Origin of the sequence: Bosea sp. Tri-49 (assembly GCF_003952665.1) — a bacterium.
GTDB lineage: Bacteria > Pseudomonadota > Alphaproteobacteria > Rhizobiales > Beijerinckiaceae > Allobosea.
The window spans coordinates 793,777-809,787 of record NZ_CP017946.1; the positions used below are offsets into that span (position 1 = coordinate 793,777).

Annotated in this window: 16 protein-coding genes and 1 pseudogene; 9 read left to right on the forward strand and 8 right to left on the reverse strand. The window is 65.6% G+C overall.

What is annotated here, in order from left to right:
* The first annotated feature begins 202 nt into the window (after positions 1-202).
* Positions 203-1,012: a YdcF family protein gene (locus tag BLM15_RS03975; protein WP_126110568.1), complete on the forward strand. Its 810-nt coding sequence runs from the start codon at positions 203-205 to the stop codon at positions 1,010-1,012.
* Here BLM15_RS03975 and BLM15_RS03980 read toward each other — a convergent pair.
* The 3 genes from BLM15_RS03980 to BLM15_RS03990 all read right to left on the reverse strand — a co-directional run bounded on the left by BLM15_RS03980 (position 1,009) and on the right by BLM15_RS03990 (position 3,530).
* Complete coding sequence (locus BLM15_RS03980; protein WP_236846529.1) at positions 1,009-2,193, reverse strand: nucleotide disphospho-sugar-binding domain-containing protein; 1,185 nt, start codon at positions 2,191-2,193, stop codon at positions 1,009-1,011. The two genes, BLM15_RS03975 and BLM15_RS03980, sit on opposite strands and share 4 nt — an antisense overlap.
* A gap of 329 nt (positions 2,194-2,522) precedes the next feature.
* Entirely contained in the window at positions 2,523-2,804 is a 282-nt protein-coding gene (locus tag BLM15_RS03985; RefSeq protein ID WP_126110572.1) for a DUF3253 domain-containing protein, read from the reverse strand.
* Positions 2,805-2,834: 30 nt separating this feature from the next.
* On the reverse strand, positions 2,835-3,530 hold the full coding sequence (locus BLM15_RS03990; RefSeq protein ID WP_126110574.1) for a DUF599 domain-containing protein: 696 nt from the start codon (positions 3,528-3,530) through the stop codon (positions 2,835-2,837).
* A gap of 111 nt (positions 3,531-3,641) precedes the next feature.
* Between BLM15_RS03990 and BLM15_RS03995 the strand changes: the two genes are divergently transcribed.
* From BLM15_RS03995 to BLM15_RS04010, 5 genes are all read left to right on the forward strand, one after another.
* Entirely contained in the window at positions 3,642-4,052 is a 411-nt protein-coding gene (locus BLM15_RS03995) for a rhodanese-like domain-containing protein (RefSeq protein ID WP_126110576.1), read from the forward strand.
* A gap of 9 nt (positions 4,053-4,061) precedes the next feature.
* Complete coding sequence (locus BLM15_RS31255) at positions 4,062-4,235, forward strand: hypothetical protein (RefSeq protein WP_164547395.1); 174 nt, start codon at positions 4,062-4,064, stop codon at positions 4,233-4,235.
* 233 nt (positions 4,236-4,468) lie between these two features.
* Entirely contained in the window at positions 4,469-5,119 is a 651-nt protein-coding gene (locus tag BLM15_RS04000; protein WP_126110578.1) for a DUF5701 family protein, read from the forward strand.
* A gap of 430 nt (positions 5,120-5,549) precedes the next feature.
* A complete protein-coding gene (locus BLM15_RS04005; protein WP_126110580.1) occupies positions 5,550-7,346 on the forward strand; it encodes an ABC transporter ATP-binding protein in 1,797 nt (598 codons plus the stop codon).
* A gap of 203 nt (positions 7,347-7,549) precedes the next feature.
* Positions 7,550-8,479, forward strand: a complete 930-nt coding sequence (locus tag BLM15_RS04010) for an alpha/beta hydrolase (protein WP_126110582.1) — start codon at positions 7,550-7,552, stop codon at positions 8,477-8,479.
* Positions 8,480-8,491: 12 nt separating this feature from the next.
* On the opposite strand, the gene BLM15_RS04015 is transcribed toward BLM15_RS04010, so the two are convergent.
* The 5 genes from BLM15_RS04015 to BLM15_RS04035 form a co-directional block, all read right to left on the reverse strand.
* Positions 8,492-8,872, reverse strand: a complete 381-nt coding sequence (locus BLM15_RS04015; protein ID WP_126110584.1) for a hypothetical protein — start codon at positions 8,870-8,872, stop codon at positions 8,492-8,494.
* Between the two features lie 100 nt (positions 8,873-8,972).
* Positions 8,973-9,482 carry a DUF3592 domain-containing protein gene (locus BLM15_RS04020; RefSeq protein WP_126110586.1) on the reverse strand — a complete coding sequence of 170 codons (510 nt, stop codon included), beginning with the start codon at positions 9,480-9,482 and terminating at the stop codon, positions 8,973-8,975.
* A gap of 242 nt (positions 9,483-9,724) precedes the next feature.
* Positions 9,725-10,069, reverse strand: a complete 345-nt coding sequence (locus BLM15_RS04025) for a hypothetical protein (protein WP_126110588.1) — start codon at positions 10,067-10,069, stop codon at positions 9,725-9,727.
* Positions 10,066-10,614, reverse strand: a complete 549-nt coding sequence (locus BLM15_RS04030) for a gamma-glutamylcyclotransferase family protein (RefSeq protein ID WP_126110590.1) — start codon at positions 10,612-10,614, stop codon at positions 10,066-10,068. Before BLM15_RS04030 ends, BLM15_RS04025 begins: the two co-directional genes overlap by 4 nt.
* 165 nt (positions 10,615-10,779) lie before the next feature.
* Entirely contained in the window at positions 10,780-11,952 is a 1,173-nt protein-coding gene (locus BLM15_RS04035) for an isovaleryl-CoA dehydrogenase (protein WP_126110592.1), read from the reverse strand.
* Between the two features lie 257 nt (positions 11,953-12,209).
* Here BLM15_RS04035 and BLM15_RS04040 point away from each other — a divergent pair.
* The 3 genes and pseudogenes from BLM15_RS04040 to BLM15_RS04050 all read left to right on the forward strand — a co-directional run.
* Positions 12,210-14,609 (forward strand): annotated as a pseudogene (locus BLM15_RS04040) (Orn/Lys/Arg family decarboxylase); the annotation flags it as partial.
* 15 nt (positions 14,610-14,624) lie between these two features.
* Entirely contained in the window at positions 14,625-15,164 is a 540-nt protein-coding gene (locus tag BLM15_RS04045; protein WP_126110594.1) for a GNAT family N-acetyltransferase, read from the forward strand.
* A gap of 193 nt (positions 15,165-15,357) precedes the next feature.
* On the forward strand, positions 15,358-16,011 hold the full coding sequence (locus BLM15_RS04050) for an alpha/beta hydrolase (protein WP_126110596.1): 654 nt from the start codon (positions 15,358-15,360) through the stop codon (positions 16,009-16,011).

The following is a 16,011-nucleotide window of genomic DNA, read 5'->3' on the forward strand; positions in this document are numbered from 1 at the left end:
GGGCCGGACTCCAGACAGCGCCTTCTCGTCACAAGATTCTCGGGTCTGCGCTGCGCTCCGCCCGAGAATGACGGCGTTGGCTGTCCGACACTCACCGCAACGTGAACGCAATCCCGCATCGAACCCAGCCCGCGCTGCGCCGTTTCCTAACGGCCTGTCAGCTTTCTGCGCGTAAGGGGAGGCGGGTCTGTTCAAGAAAATCATGTTCTTCGCCCTCTCAAAGATCCTCTGGTTCCTGGCTTCGCCGGTGAACCTCGCCATTGGCGGGCTGGTGCTGGCGAGCCTGCTCGCCTTCACGCGCTTCTCCGGGCCGGGGCGCTGGCTCGGGCTCATCTGCGTGTTCGTGCTCGGCCTGCTCGCCTTCAGTCCGTTGCCGCGGATCGTCGTCAGGCCGCTGGAGGATCGCTTCCCGCAGCAGGCGGTGAACTCTGGCAAGGTCGACGGCATCATCGTGCTCGGCGGCGCGATCGGTGTGGCGCGCGAGGACATCGTGCTCAACAACGCCGCGGCGCGAATGACCAAGGCGGTCGAGCTTGCCCGCGCCCATCCCGCGGCGAAGCTGGTCTTTACCGGCGGCGGCGCCAATCTGCTCTCGCCGGTGGTCCGGACCGAGGCCGATGGGGCGCGCCTGCTGTTCCTCGGGCTTGGCCTGCCGGAAAACCGCCTCGTCCTCGAGGACAAGTCGCGCAACACCGTCGAGAACGCAGTATTCACCCGCCGACTGGTCGATCCCAAGCCCGGCGAGCGCTGGCTGCTGGTGACCTCAGCCTGGCACATGCCCCGCGCCATGGGCGTGTTCCGCAAAGCGGGTTTCCAGGTCGAGGCCTTTCCGGTCGATTTCCTCTCGGCCGGCACGCCGGCCGATTATGTCCGGCCGTATCGCAAGGCGGCGCGCGGGCTCGACATCGCCGACGACGCCTTCAAGGAATGGGCCGGGCTCGTCGCCTATTATCTTGCCGGCTATACGGACGCGCTGTTTCCAGGGCCGGCGCAGGCGGCGACGCGGCGCTAGGACAGCGGCCTGTCCCGGCCGATCGCGTCGAGGACCAGTCTCGCGGCCACCTCGGCTCCATCGCTACGCGTCGCGCGAGCCACACTGGCCGCTTCCGCTCTCGTCTCGGGCGCCAGCGCTATAGCCAACGCCGCGGACAGCGATTCGAATGTCGGCGTCGGACCGTCATGTGCTGCGCCAATGCCCAGCTTCGCCACCCGGCCGGCCCAGAAGGGCTGGTCGACGATCTGCGGGACGATCACCTGCGGCGCGCCCGCTCGTGTCGCCGCTGTCGTCGTGCCGGCGCCGCCATGGTGCATGACGGCTGCCATCCGCGGGAACAGCGCCTGCTGGTTGACGTCGCCGACGACGAAGCAATCCTCACCATCGTCGATCGGCGCCAGCTCGGCCCAGCCCCGCAACAGCACTGCGCGATGTCCTTGCGCGCGAACCACCGCAAGCGCCACCCGGGCGGCATCCCTCGCCGCATCCATGGCCATGCTGCCGAAGCCGACATAGATCGGTGGAATGCCGGCCGCGATGAAAGCCGCCAGTTCTGCCGGAAGCGGGCGGGCGTCCGGCAGGATCCAGGCGCCGGTCTGGGCGGCGTCGCAGAGTTCCGTCGGTTGCCAGGGCCACAGGACCTGGTCGGACGCCAGCAACGGCCGGTCGGTGAAGAGGTGATCGCGGATATTCGCCACCTCCGGCAAGCCGATTGCCGCGCGCTGGCCATTGATCGCCCCGCCGAACAGGGCGTTCATCACCGCGATGTTCAAATCCCACAAGACGCGATTGTCGGTCACCTCCTGGGGGAGCGGATGGCCGGGATAGGGATAAGGCCGATGATGGTCCGACGGCAGGAACAGCGGGCAGAAGCTCGCGTGCAGATATGGAATCCCCTGTATCTCCGCTACGCATTGCGCCGCGCCCGCCGACGGCATGAGGCCGGTCGCGACGATCGCATCGCAGCCCGTGGCGGCCGCGCCGATCGCTTCATATTGCGCAGCGACCATCCGGGCCGCGAATGTGGGAAGATCGATAGGCGATCGCTTTGCCGAGTCGATCCATTGGCGAACCGGCGTGAAGGCTGGCGCCAGCGGCACGCAGGCCCGTTCGAGCAGCTCGACAAATTCCCCATCGGGCGGGGCGGATACCACCGCCTCGACGCCGAGCGCCTGCAGTTGCACGGCCAGCGCCGCCATGGGCTCGACATCGCCGCGCGAGCCGTAAGTCGATAACAGGACACGCATTTTGCTACTCCCTTTGGCCTAGGGTTCAGGCCGAGGGCAGTGTTGCTAGGACATGGAGGGGGGCTTGCCGCAAGCCCGGGGGTGCGTTAGACGATGATAGTGGCAAGAGGCCGGGGCGTTCCCGTGCCTCTTTTTTTGTAGCTGAAGCCGCTCCTTGCGAGCTGGCAGCGCAGCCGCCGACAATCTCCTCGATCACTCCAGGCAGCATGAAACGGGCGCAGGCCATCGCTGTCCGCAGATCGTCGTCGCGGCCCCGAGCCAGCTTCTCGCTGTCGGGCGGCCTAGTCCTGGCTGGTCTCGTTCTGTCCAGGCAGGCGCAGGCGATACACGCCGCGAAAATCGTCGGGATCGACCGGGCGGCCCTTGCGGGTGATCACCAGCCTGCCGTCCTTCATGAGTTGCACCGCGACCCGGCGGATCGGCTGCATCAGCGGCCCCCAGCCATCGGGGTGGTCGCCGCCGATGGTGCGGGCGATGTCCATCGGCGAGGTCGTCCGGTCACCGCGCTCGGTGGTGAGGCGCAGGATCGTCTCGGCAAGCTCGTCATCTGTCGGTGTGGTCATGCCGCTTGCTGAGCGCAGCGACGGGGTTCGTCAAGCGCTACGGCGTCCCGCGCCGACGGCGGCGGCCGAATCTGAGGCGAACTGCCGGCGCCACATCACTGTCAGCACGGCTGCGGTGGCGGCCAGGAAAAGCCAGGGCGAGATGAACCAGCCGAGATAGGCCAGCGCGAAGAAGAAGGCGCGCTGGCCGCGGTTGAAGTGCAGTCCGGCGACGATGTTCATCGCCACCGCCTCGCGCGCCGCGGCGATCGTCTCCGGCTTGTCGGCTTCCGTATGCGGCGGGATCGCGCCGATCAGGATGGCGCAGTAGTTGAACAGCCGGTAGCTCCAGCTGAACTTGAAGAAGGCATAGGCGAAGATCACCGCGAGCCCGATCACCTTGATCTCCCAGGCGGCGCGGGTCGTCGTCGTGGCGAAGGGCAGGTCGGCGAAGATCTGGACGACGCGATCGGCCGATTGCAGCAGCGTCAGCGAGCCGCCGATGGCGATCAGCGAGGTCGAGGCGAAGAAGGCGGTGCCGTTCTGCAGGCCGTTCATCACCTGCGTGTCGATGATGCGGTTCTCGCGCTTGACCGACTCCATGATCCAGCGCTCGCGGCGCTGGTTCATCAGCGTGTTCAGGCTGCGCCTGGCGTGCGGGCCGGTCTCGACGGCCAGCAGATAGCCGATCCAGGCGGCGGCGAAGAACGCAATCGCAATGAGGTCGAGCGTTCCGAATCCAGCCATGAGCCCCTCCTGGCGGCAGATTGGCGAGGCCAGCGTGCGCCGGCAAGCCTATCGATTGACGCTTGGCCCGGCAGCCGCCACTTTGCCGGCCTCTTAAGGGAAGGGCCGGCCATGCCGCAGACGATCACCAAGGGCTACAAGGCGCTGCTGGCGGAGGCGGAAGCGGCGGTGAAGACGCTCTCGGTCGAGGAGGCGAAAGGCCTGGTCGGGCGCGGCGACACCGTCTTCGTCGATCTGCGCGATCCGCGCGAGCTCGAGCGGGAAGGGCGCATGCCCGGCGCCTTCCATTGCCCGCGTGGCATGCTGGAATTCTGGATCGATCCGGAAAGCCCCTATGCCAAGCCGATCTTCCAGGAGGACAAGCAGTTCGTCTTCTTCTGTGCCGGGGGCTGGCGCTCGGCGCTCGCCGCCAAGACGGCGCAGGATATGGGGCTGAAGCCGGTTGCGCATGTCGCCGGCGGCTTCGGCGCCTGGAAAAAGGCCGGCGCGCCCTTCGATGCGCCCGAGCCGAAGCAGGGCTGAGACCGGCGCTTGTCCCATATCCTGATTGTTCTGGCGGTCATCGCCTTCCTGTTTCGCAAGCCGCTCGGCCGCCTGATCGCCAGGCAATTCCCGGACCGGGCGAAACGCCAGCGCGTGCTCGGCACGGTCATCGCGGCGTTCCTGCTGGTGATCGGGGTGAGGCTGCTGGCGTTGTTCTGGTAATGAGTCTTCCCCCCAACGATCTCGGGCCTGCCCGACATGCGTGGGGAAGAGGTATCTGCACAGCATCCGAATGACGGCAGTTCGACTTAGGCCGGGGTGCGTTACGGACTTGCGGGCAGTGATCTGCAAATCTTAGAACAAAATGGCAACGTGAAAGCTTCTCCTCCAGCTCCTAGATGGAAGCGGAGTCCGAGACCGGGCCCGCACACTGTCATCGCTGGATCGTAGGCCATATGAACCCCCGCCAACTGAACGCCCTTCTCGAGCACCAGGCGAAGAAGCTCCTGGATAAGGGATTTCACGAGCTATGTGGCGCGACGGAAGGGAATTTCATCTCGAGAATGGAAGGGCTCGCTTCCTTGCTCGATTCTGCCGGAGAGATTCCGATCTCGGGCAACGTTCCTCTGTGCGTCGCCTTTCGCCCCGGCTTGGTGAACCTCGAAGCTGCGATGGCGCGGATCGAGGCGAAATCGGCAACTGGCGTCGTAGAGATGACGCCCCTGTCACCTGACGCCTTTCACGTCATCGACCGAATTCACCTTCCCCGCGGTGAGTTCTATCTCCTGCTCGACATCGATACCGGGCGTGATCTCCTGAATGTCAGCCCGGAGGAGTCCCTGGCCATCATCGAGCGGCGCGGCAGAACGCCTTTGACGATGGAGGAGGGGGTCGCTCTCACGACACAACATCCGGAATTGCTGACGGACAAAAAGCACTACAACTGCATTCAAATGGCCGGCTCGCGGAAAGCAGGCGATCAGCGAATACCATCGATCTGGTTCAGCAAGGGGCGACCGCGCCTGGGTTGGTGCTGGGACAGGAACGTTCACACCTGGCTGGGCTCAGCTTCCGCTGCTTTCCGTCTAGGCGAAGCCACAAGGTGAGCGTCCGGCTGGCTGCTTGGAGCAATCCTGCCGTCATCCGTCAGCCTTCGCGTTGCCACCTTCTCCTTCGAGCGGAGAAGGACAGAATGGCACGCGAATCCCATGCGCGCGTCGCCAAACATCGTGACGGCAATGCGAAGCCCGATCAGTTTTGGCTGCAACCGCCCCATGCATTGAACGCGGCTTGCACAATAAGCGGGCATGCGGCATGTTGTTCACCTTGGCTCCAACTCAGGAAAGGGAGGGCTGAATGCGTTTCAATACCATCGTCGCTCCCGCCATGCGGACCCGCCACCACTAGGTCGGTTCCGCACGAGGCCCGCCTCTTCGGCAGCCCGAGCCAAAATTTCCAATCGCGTTTTCTGAAGCGACGGCCCTTGTCGCGTTTCGCCTGAATTTGGAGCCGGTCTCGTCGGGGCCGGATGCTTTCATGTCTCTTTCTCCCAAGAAGGAACGGCAAGAGCCGTTCCGGGCCGTTCTCGGCTTCACTTTTTCGCATTGGGGCCGCCAGCGCTGGCGTGTCGCCGGCGTGGTCCTCACCGTGATGGCGGCGACCGCAGCCGACCTGTTCATGCCGCTCTATGCCGGGCGGCTGGTCGATGCGGTCGCCGGCGACAAGGCGAGCGGACTCGAGGCCGCGCTTGTGGCGCTCGCCATGATGATCGCGCTCGGCGCGGGCACGGTGTTCTTCCGGCACCTGTCCTTCATCGGCATCACCGCGATGACGTTGCGCACCATGGGCGACGTGGCGCAGGAGGCGTTCGCGCGCCTGCAGCGCTTCTCGACCGACTGGCACGCCAACAACTTTGCCGGCTCGACAGTGCGCAAGATCACGCGTGGCATGTGGGCGCTCGACCTGCTCACCGACACGATCGTGATCGCGCTGCTGCCGTCGCTGATCGTGCTGCTCGGCACGACCATGCTGCTGGCCTGGCACTGGCCGGCGATGGGCGCGGTCGTCTTTGCCGGCGCAGTGATCTACTGCGCCGTGACGATGGTGCTGTCGCTGCGCTTCGTCGCGCCGGCGGCGACGCTCGCCAACAGCTGGGACACCAGGCTGGGCGGCGCGCTGGCCGACTCGATCTCGTGCAACCCGGTGGTCAAGGCCTTCGGCGCCGAGGCGCGCGAGGACCAGCGCCTGACCGGCGTCCTGGCAAAGTGGGCCGGGCGGACGCGGCGCACCTGGGTGCGCGGAACCTGGTCGGGGACCGCGCAGCAGATCGTGCTGCTTGGCTTACGCGCCTCAGTGATCGGCCTGGTGATCTGGCTCTGGGCCAATGGCCAGGCTTCGCCCGGCGACGTCGCCTTCGTGCTGACCAGCTATGCCGTCGTGCATGGCTATCTGCGCGATGTCGGCCAGCACGTCCACAATCTCCAGCGTTCGGTGAACGACATGGAGGAGATGGTGGCGATGCACGCGCTGCCCTTCGGCGTGCCGGATCGTCCCGGCTCGACGGCGATGGACGTGACCGCCGGCGAGATCGCCTTCGAGCGGGTGACCTTCCACTATGGAGGCCATATCGAGCCGCTCTATCGCGACTTCTCGCTGACGATCAAAGCCGGCGAGAAGGTCGGCCTGGTCGGGCGCTCCGGTTCCGGCAAGACGACCTTCGTCAAGCTGGTGCAGCGGCTCTACGACGTCACCGCCGGGCGCATCGCCATCGACGGGCGCGACATCGCCTCGGCGACGCAGACGTCCCTGCGTGCGCAGATCGCGATCGTGCAGCAGGAGCCGGTGCTGTTCCACCGCTCGCTGGCGGAGAACATCGCCTATGGCCGGCCCGGCGCCAGCATGGCGCAGATCGAGCAGGCAGCGAAGCTCGCCAACGCGCATGATTTCATCATGCGCCTGCCCAAGGCCTACGGCACGCTCGTCGGCGAGCGCGGCGTCAAGCTTTCGGGTGGCGAGCGGCAGAGGGTGGCGCTGGCACGCGCCTTCCTGGCTGACGCGCCGATCCTGATCCTGGACGAGGCGACCTCCAGCCTCGATTCGGAATCGGAGGCGCTGATCCAGGAGGCGATGGAGCGGCTGATGGAAGGCCGCACCACCATCGTCATCGCGCACCGGCTCTCGACGGTGCGCGCCATGGACCGCATCCTGGTCTTCGACCGCGGCGAGGTCGTGGAAGAAGGCCGGCATGAGACGCTGCTGACCCATGACGGCGGCATCTACCGGGCGCTGTTCGAGAAGCAGGTCAGCGAGCTCGCCAAGGGGCTGGCTGTCTGAGACGACAAAGCCTTGCCGCCCCAGCCAGGGCGGCAAGGCGCTTTTGCTAGCCGCGATCGCGGGGGATTGGCCCGCGGCCCCGGTTCAGCTGCCTGATAGCCTGCACGCGATACCCCTGCTTATTCTTATGGATTTATCGCGAAACCCTGCATTCCGCTGCCGAGCGATGGGAGCCTAGCATCGCAGCCGACAGAGGGGGCTTCATGGATCGTCGTAGTTTCGGTATCGCATTGGCTGCCGCGATGGCTGCGCCGCTGGCGGCGCGGGCGCAATCGGCCATTTTCCTCGACTACACGCAGGATGCGCTCGACAGGGCCTATGACCAGCGTGTCTGGGCGCCGAATGCGCAAGAGGTGATCGTCCGCTACGCCAGCGACAGCGCCGCGGTTCGACAGAAATATCCGCCGAAGACGGAACGCTACGGTCAGAGCGAGGCCGAGACGCTCGATGTCTTCGCGCCGGCCGGCGCCAAGGGTCTGCCGGTGATGGTGTTCATTCATGGCGGTGCCTGGCGGGCGCTCGGCCGCGAGGACGCCTCGGCGCCAGCGCCGACCTTCGTCGAGAACGGTTGTCTCTATGTCGCGCTGAACTTCGCCAACATTCCGGCGGTGCGCCTGCCCGACATGGTGGCGCAGTGCCAGCGGGCGCTGATCTGGCTTCACAAGAACATCGCGCGCTTCGGCGGCGACCCGCAGCGCATCTTCGTCTCGGGCCATTCCTCCGGCGGGCACCTCTGCGGCGTCATGCTGACCAGCGATTGGTCGGCGCTGGGCGGTCCGAAAGACCTGATCAAGGGCGGCGTCGCGATGAGCGGCATGTACGAGCTCCATCCGGTGATGCTCTCGGCCCGCAGCTCCTATGTCAGCATCGCGAAAGACGAACTCGCAGCGCTCAGCCCGATGCGCCATCTCGACCGGATCGCCTGCAACGTCATCGTCGCCTTCGGCGACAAGGAGAGCCCCGAATTCCAGCGGCAATCCAACGAGTTCGCGATGGCGCTCGCCGGGATGGGGCGCCTGGCGCGACGGATCGTGCTGCCAGGGGCCAATCACTTCGTGGTTCCGGAGGACCTCAACGACGCGAAGACCGAGCTGTCCCAGGCCGTGCTGGCGATGATGAAGGCGACTAGCTGAGGGGCAGGGCGGTCAACCGGGCTGGCAGCAGCCGGACAGCAGGCCGCCCTTGTACCAGACCGAGATCGACATGGGCTTGTCCTCGTCGCTGGCCGTTACCGAGCAGGTCTCGTGGCCAATGACGGCGCTGATGTCGGCTTTCGACCCGAAGATGGCGCCGGCGATCAACGTCGTGTTCCGGCTCTGCTGCATGGTGAAGCGGGAGGTCGATGTCTCGCCATCGCCATCCGAGAAGCGGGCTTGGCCGTCCGCCCCGAGCCTCAGGCTCCAATAAGGCTCGTCACCGCCGCAGGTGAGGGGAGCGGTTGGCGTTTCCGGCGATTGGACCGGAACGGCTTCAGCCATCGATACGGCCAGGAACGTCATGATGATCGCGGCCAGGATAGGCTTCATCGCGGCCTCGCTCCTGCAAAGACGGGTCGTCGCTGATCGCGAATAATGGCATGCGCCGCCACCCCAGGGGGCGCGGCACAAAGCCAGATACTCCTCGTGTTCAAGCGGTCTGCTCTTCTTGTTCCGGGCGGCGACGGCCGAGCCAGAAGAACAAGGCGGAGCCGAGCACACCGACCACCCCGGCGCCGGAGCCGACATAGATCATCTCATGGTCGAGATCGGCCTGCTTGGCGGCATCGCCCTGGATGACCACCGAGTCCTTGCCCGGCTCATCCGGCAGGTACTTGATCGGCAGGGTCGAGACCGTCAGCTTGTCGTTGGTGATGATGCGGCTGGCGAACTCGGTCGAGACCGAAATCTTCTCGGCCGTGCGGTCTTGGCCGTTCCTGTCCTTCCAGGCGAGGTCGATCGAGTAGCTGGTGCCGCCGCGGCGCCGCTTGGTGCGGGTCGCGCCCTCGACGGAGGCCTGCGCCTCGATGCCTTCGGCGGCGATCTTCCTGACGCGTTCGCCATCCTGCCAGCTGAAGAAGGCGAGGACAGGCCCGCCGATCGCTGCGATCAGCAGCAGCCATTTGATCTTGCCGGTGATCCAGCCGATGATTCCGCTCATAGGCGCCTCCACGAAGTGGTTTGCGATATCGAGGCCTCGGATTTTGCGAGGCGCTACGACCCTGTGAGCGGTTGCAGGCTTTTCGCCGCAGCAGATTTCGTTTGCGAGGAGATGCATGCGCGGCATGCATCTGGCTCAACGCTACGCGGTCTGGGTTGATCTTGGAGATGTTGTCGCGGCTGGAGCTGCCGCATGCCGGATCGTTGCGCGCTGGCCGCGGCCGGGAGGCGTGAGCCCGCGCGCTACTGCACCGATTTCAGATAGTCGGTGGCACTGCGGCAGGCTGCGTCCTTCGTCGCGAAGGTTTGGGCATTTTGCTGCATGGCGGCGCGAAACCGTTCGACATCTCCCGCATCGGCGGTCCGCAGCATGCTGCCGGTGGTCAAGAGCAGCATCGGGCTCAGCTCCGCGGCGTAGCGCTCCCCGCACTGGCCGCTGACCCATTCCGCCATGACCGCGATCCGCAGCAGGCGCACGACATCCTCCGTGGTCAGCTTCGGCGCCTGGGCCTGTGCCGGCGGCATGGCGGCGCAGAGCATCATCGCGGCAAGGCCATAGGCTCGGAGAGTGAGGCCATGCGGCTTCATCGTTCGCTCCTGTCGCGCGAGATGGGCGTTGTCGGCGCGGCTGCCCGTGGACGCACGCCGGCGACCGGACCGGCGGGCAGCGGCTCGTTCAGCTCCCGGGTCGACGGCTTGCCCTCCTGCATCGGCTTGCTCAGAAAGCGATTCATTGCAGCGAGGTAAGTCTCTGGCAGGCCCCAGCTTCTGGCGCTGGTGATGATGCTTTCAAGATAGCCGGGGCGCGGCCGGCCGACGTCGCCGCTGCGTCCGACATAGATCAGCGCCCGCTTGGCGCCGCCCTCGACGATGACCGGCTGGCTGATCTTGACGTAGAGGCCGCTGGCGAGCTCCTCGAACTTGTCGAGCGTGCGGATGTCGCCGAGCGCGCAGTCCCAGAGCACGCCATGGACGCTCTCGCGCGGATCGCGGACCACCGAGGCGTAGCCGTCGGTGGTGACGATAAAGCGATGGCGCGGCAAACGGGCGAGCCCGAGCGCCTTCGAGCGCGGGCAACGCTCGCGCATCGCAGCGACGTCCATGTTCAGGCCATAGGCGAAGTAGAGAGGCATTATCCTGTCCGCTCATCAGGGAGAGGGGTAGGGGTGAGGGACCGCCGCTGATTGCTAGGGCGATGCGGGGCCGTTGCGCCTTGTACTGAGAGGGCAGGCCCTCATCCGACGCTCCGCGCCACCTTCTCCCATCCGGGAGAAGGAAGAAAGGGTCGCGGTTCTCCGTCACTTCGTCTTGTTGAACAGCTCCCGGCCGATCAGCATCCGCCGGATCTCGCTCGTCCCGGCGCCGATCTCGTAGAGCTTGGCGTCGCGGAGCAGGCGGCCGGTCGGATAATCGTTGATGTAGCCGTTGCCGCCGAGCAGCTGGATCGCGTCGAGGGCGAGCTGCGTCGCCTTCTCGGCGGCGATCAGGATGGCGCCGGCGGCATCCTCGCGGGTGGTCTCGGCGCGGTCGCAGGCCTTGGCGACGGCGTAGACATAGGCCTTGCAGGAGTTCATCGCGACATACATGTCGGCGACCTTGCCCTGGACGAGCTGGAACTCGCCGATCGACTGCCCGAACTGCTTGCGCTCGTGGATATAGGGCAGGACGATGTCCATCGCCGCCTGCATGATGCCGAGCGGGCCGGCCGAGAGCACGACGCGCTCATAGTCGAGCCCGCTCATCAGCACGTTGACGCCGCGGCCGACCGAGCCCAGCACGTTCTCCTCCGGAACCTCGCACTCCTCGAAGACGAGTTCGCAAGTGTCGGAGCCGCGCATGCCGAGCTTGTCGAGCTTCTGATGGGTCGAGAAACCCTTCATGCCCTTCTCGATCAGGAAGGCGCTGATGCCCTTCGGGCCGGCCTCCGGATCGGTCTTGGCGTAGACCACCAGCGTCTCGGCGATCGGGCCGTTGGTGATCCACATCTTGTTGCCGGTCAGGACATAGCGGTCGCCCTTCTTGACCGCCTTGGTCTTCATCGAGACGACGTCGGAGCCCGAGCCCGGCTCGGACATGGCGAGCGCGCCGACATGCTCGCCCGAGATCAGCTTGGGCAGGTACTTCTGCTTCTGCGCCTCGTTGCCGTTGCGGGCGATCTGGTTGACGCAGAGATTGGAGTGGGCGCCGTAGCTGAGGCCGACCGAGGCCGAGGCGCGGCTGACTTCCTCGATCGCGACGCAATGCTCGAGATAGCCGAGGCCGGCGCCGCCATATTCCTCGGGGACGGTGATGCCGTGCAGGCCGAGCGCGCCCATCTGCGGCCAGAGATCGCGCGGGAACTGGTTGCTCTTGTCGATCTCCTCGGCGCGCGGGGCGATCTTCTCCTGCGCGAAGGCATGGACGGTATCGCGGATCGCGTCGGCCGTCTCGCCGAGGTCGAAATTGAAGGGGCGGGGCGCATTGGCGAGCATGATGTCCTCCCGGCTCGGATGAGGCCTTTGCCCGGTTATAGCGCGGTTGGAGCCTAAGTCAGCGGGCGGGAGGCGGCAGACGGTTCTGCGCCGATGCGCAGGCTCTCGCGAAGGGAGGGGAGGCCGTGTCTGCTCGGTGTGTTACGCTGGGTTGGCGCTCAGCGGAGTGTCCGGTTGCGACCCATAGCGGATGGAGCGATGGCGCTGCCCGAACCTAGCCGGCTCCATGGTCGCCGAACTGTCGCATAAATCGCCCAATGCTGCTGGTTCACGCCCAGCGGAGCCGGCATGGACTATTTCAGGCGCTTCACCTTCCTGTTCGCGACGCCGAACTTCGATGCCGAGGATCTCGAAGGAATCCGCTTCAACCAGATCATCGAAGAGATCGAGCGTTCCGGCTTCGAGGTCGTCAAGGCGCGCAAGCTCGAGGATGCCGAAATCGCGGTCCAGACCGATGCCGCCATCGGCTGCATGGTCGTCGACTGGGGCAAGAAGGGACTGGAAGGCAAGACGGCTGCGTTGATCAACCTGATGCGTCGGCGCGGCCTCGACTTCCCGATCATCCTGCTGATCCGCCGCAAGCGCTTCGAGGACGTGCCGGTCGAGGTGCTCGACTTCATCGACGGCTACATCTTCCTCTCGGAGGAGACGCCGCCCTTCATCGCCAAGAGCCTGATCAGCCGGCTGAAGCAATATGCCGAGACGCTGAAGACGCCGTTCTTCGGCGCGCTCGTCGACTATGCCGAGGAAGGCAATCATCTCTGGACCTGCCCCGGCCATAATGGCGGCGTGTTCTATAGCCGCAGCCCGATCGGCCGTGTCTTCATGGAGCATCTCGGCGAGGCGGTCTTCCGCGACGATCTCGACAATTCCGTGCTCGATCTCGGCGACCTCCTGACCCATGAGGGCCCGGCCCTGAAGGCGCAGAAGGAAGCAGCCCAGATCTTCGGGGCGGAGAAGACCTATTTCGTCCTGAACGGCACCTCGACCTCGAACAAGGTCGCGCTGGCAGCCCTGGTCACCGATGGCGACCTCGTCCTGTTCGACCGCAACAACCACAAGGCCGCCCATCACGGCGCGCTGCTGATCGCCGGCGGCATCCCGGTCTACATCCCGACCGCGCGCAATGCCGGGGCCTGATCGGCCCGATGCGCTGGGAGAGCTTCGACGAGGAGGCATTGCGCGAGCGCATCCGCACCAATCCGCTGGTCAAGGATCCCGAGGCCTGGAAGAAGCCGCGCCCGTTCCGCGTCGCCGTGGTCGAGCAGTGCACCTATGACGGCACGATCCACTCAGCCCAGATGATCCTCGATAAGATCGGCCATCTCTGCGAGTACATCCTCTTCGACGAGGCCTGGGCCGGCTTCATGAAGTTCCACCCGCTCTATGCCGGGCGCTTCGCCATGGGGCTGACGGGCCTAGGGCCGGACTCACCCGGCATCATCGCGACGCAATCGACCCACAAGCAGCTCGCGAGCTTCAGCCAGGCCTCGCAGATCCACATCAAGGATCGGCACATCAAGGGCCAGAAGCGCCGGGTCGAGCACCGGCGCTTCAACGAGAGCTTCATGCAGTACGCCTCGACCTCGCCGTTCTATCCGCTGTTCGCCTCACTCGACGTCGGCGCGCAGATGATGAAGGGCCGCTCCGGCGAGGTGCTCTGGGACGATACGATCCGGCTCGGCATCGAGCTGCGCAAGAAGATCCGGGCCGTGCGCCGCGAATTCGAGGAGAAGGAGATCCGACCGGAGCGACGCTGGTTCTTCGAGCCCTTCGTGCCGGATCGGGTCAGCATCGCCGACGCCGCGCGCGAGGGCGCTGTCCATGACATCGCCTGGGAGATGGTCGCGACGGACCAGCTCGCCAGCAACCCGGCCTATTGGCAGCTCGCGCCCGACGCGAACTGGCACGGCTTCACGCGGATGGAGCCGGGCTTCGCCATGACGGACCCCAACAAGCTGACCTTGCTCACGCCCGGCTTCGACCGCGAAACCGGCGCTTACGCCGAGCACGGCATCCCCGCCCCGGTCGTGGCGCAGTTCCTGCGCGAGAACCGGATCGTCGCCGAGAAAAACGACCTCAATTCGTTGCTCTTCCTGCTGACGCCGGGCGTTGAGGCCAGCAAGGCTGGCACGCTGATCAGTGGGCTCGTCGCATTCAAGAGGCTGCACGACGACAACGCCTTGCTGGAAGAGGCGATCCCCGAATTCTACCGCCGCCGGCCGGGCCGCTATGGCGGGGCGCGGCTGCGCGACCTGTGTGGTGAGATGCATCGCTTCTTTCGCGACCATGATGTCAGCGGGCTACAGAACCGGCAGTTCGCGCCCGAGCATCTGCCAGAGATGGCGATGTCGCCGCATAATGCGGCGCGCTGCCTGACGCGCAACGATGTCGACTACCTGCCAATCGACGCCATCGTCGGGCGGATCGCGACGACGCCCTTCGTCGTCTATCCGCCGGGCATCGCCACCATCGTTCCCGGCGAGCGATTGACCGAGCGGGCCAAGCCGATGATCGACTATCTCAAGATGTTCGAGGCGAGCTTCAACGCCTTCCCCGGCTTCGAGGTCGAGATCCAGGGCGTCTATCGCGAGTTCGATACCGAGGGACGGGTGCGGCTCCACACCTATGTCGTCAGCGAGCAGGCGCAGGGCTGAGGGTCGCGACGACGCATGGAGACCGACCTACCGATCATCATCCGCCCCTCGCGCGACGACGATGTCGAGCCCATGCTGGCGATCTATCGCCGGCATATCCGCCGCGGCATCGAGGCCGGCGTCGAGGACACCGGCACGCCGCAGCCGGACGACCTCAAGGACCGGCGCAAGAACCTGCGCAGCCGCAAGCTGCCGCATCTGGTCGCGACCCGCGGCGGCGAGGTCGTCGGTTACGCCTATGTCGTGCTGTTCCGCAAGCGACCAGCCTACCGCTTCACGGTCAAGCACTCGATCTATGTCCATCATGAGCATCTCGGGCACGGCATCGGGCGGCTGCTGATGCAGGCGCTGATCGATGCCTGCGCGGCGGCCGGCTTTCGCCAGATGATCGGCTATATCGACGCTGAGAACACCGCCTCGCTGGCCTTGCACGAGCGCTTCGGCTTCGCCCGGGTCGGCTTGCTGCCGGGCGTCGCCTATCGCTACGGCAAATGGTCAGACAGCGTCATGGTGCAAAGGTCGCTCGGGGCAGGCGCCACGCAGCCGATCCTGTAGGCTGTGCCAGGATGTCGGCCGAACGGTTCGCGTCGTGCCAAGCGCGGACTTTGGTTCGGAACACAGGCCGGGGCAGTGGAATGTCGGCTTCCCGCCCATTGCGGACATTCGGCCCGGCCGATTGGCGCCGTGGTCTTGATGTTGGCGGAAAGGTGCCGGAGCTTCGCAGGCGTCCAAACCAGGGATGCTCGAGATGGCTACCTTTATCCTGATACCCGGAGGTTGGCAGGGCGGTTGGGTCTACCAGAAGGTGGCGGATCTGCTCGCCGCACATGGACACACAGCCTTATCGATCACGTTGTCCGGACTCGGTGACGATCCTGCCCCTACGGCCAATCTCGAAACTCACATCAAGGAGGTCGTCGAGGTCGTGAGACCGCTTCGCGACGACGTGGTCATTGTCGGCCAATCCTATGGCGGGATGGTTGCGAGTGGCGTGGCTGACGCCGTGCCGCCGCAAATCGGGGCGCTGGTCTATGTCGATGCCTATGTGCCTGAGACCGGTGACTCTCTCTGGTCGCTGACGACGCCTCGTTTCCGGGATGTCTTCATCGAGGGCGCGAAGGCCGACGGGCTGAATTGCGCGCCACCTGCCCATCTCGACCCGCGATGCCGCCCGCAGCCGATCGGGACCTTTCTCCAAGCGATCAATCTCAGCGGACGCTGGCGCGAGGTGCCGCGCAAGACCTTCATCGGCGCATTCGGATGGGAAGGAAGCCCGTTCCTTGACCTCCATGAACGCTTGAGAGGCGATCCGGAATGGTCGACCTTCGCCTTCGATTGCGGGCACAATGTAGCCAGGCTGAATCCCGAGGCTCTGACCGAGGTTTTGCTGGCGCAAGTTTGA

What these genes read in the sequence shown, in the direction of transcription:
- BLM15_RS03980 (WP_236846529.1), bottom strand. Translation starts at nt 2,193, where the DNA reads ATGGCGGCGCTGGCCGTGCAACTGCAGGCGCTCGGCGTCGAGGCGGTG.
- BLM15_RS04005 (WP_126110580.1), top strand. Translation starts at nt 5,550, where the DNA reads ATGTCTCTTTCTCCCAAGAAGGAACGGCAAGAGCCGTTCCGGGCCGTT.
- BLM15_RS03975 (WP_126110568.1), top strand. Translation starts at nt 203, where the DNA reads ATGTTCTTCGCCCTCTCAAAGATCCTCTGGTTCCTGGCTTCGCCGGTG.
- BLM15_RS03995 (WP_126110576.1), top strand. Translation starts at nt 3,642, where the DNA reads ATGCCGCAGACGATCACCAAGGGCTACAAGGCGCTGCTGGCGGAGGCG.
- BLM15_RS04000 (WP_126110578.1), top strand. Translation starts at nt 4,469, where the DNA reads ATGAACCCCCGCCAACTGAACGCCCTTCTCGAGCACCAGGCGAAGAAG.
- BLM15_RS04020 (WP_126110586.1), bottom strand. Translation starts at nt 9,482, where the DNA reads ATGAGCGGAATCATCGGCTGGATCACCGGCAAGATCAAATGGCTGCTG.
- BLM15_RS03990 (WP_126110574.1), bottom strand. Translation starts at nt 3,530, where the DNA reads ATGGCTGGATTCGGAACGCTCGACCTCATTGCGATTGCGTTCTTCGCC.
- BLM15_RS04050 (WP_126110596.1), top strand. Translation starts at nt 15,358, where the DNA reads ATGGCTACCTTTATCCTGATACCCGGAGGTTGGCAGGGCGGTTGGGTC.
- BLM15_RS04035 (WP_126110592.1), bottom strand. Translation starts at nt 11,952, where the DNA reads ATGCTCGCCAATGCGCCCCGCCCCTTCAATTTCGACCTCGGCGAGACG.
- BLM15_RS03985 (WP_126110572.1), bottom strand. Translation starts at nt 2,804, where the DNA reads ATGACCACACCGACAGATGACGAGCTTGCCGAGACGATCCTGCGCCTC.
- BLM15_RS04030 (WP_126110590.1), bottom strand. Translation starts at nt 10,614, where the DNA reads ATGCCTCTCTACTTCGCCTATGGCCTGAACATGGACGTCGCTGCGATG.
- BLM15_RS04015 (WP_126110584.1), bottom strand. Translation starts at nt 8,872, where the DNA reads ATGAAGCCTATCCTGGCCGCGATCATCATGACGTTCCTGGCCGTATCG.
- BLM15_RS04045 (WP_126110594.1), top strand. Translation starts at nt 14,625, where the DNA reads ATGGAGACCGACCTACCGATCATCATCCGCCCCTCGCGCGACGACGAT.
- BLM15_RS04010 (WP_126110582.1), top strand. Translation starts at nt 7,550, where the DNA reads ATGGATCGTCGTAGTTTCGGTATCGCATTGGCTGCCGCGATGGCTGCG.
- BLM15_RS04025 (WP_126110588.1), bottom strand. Translation starts at nt 10,069, where the DNA reads ATGAAGCCGCATGGCCTCACTCTCCGAGCCTATGGCCTTGCCGCGATG.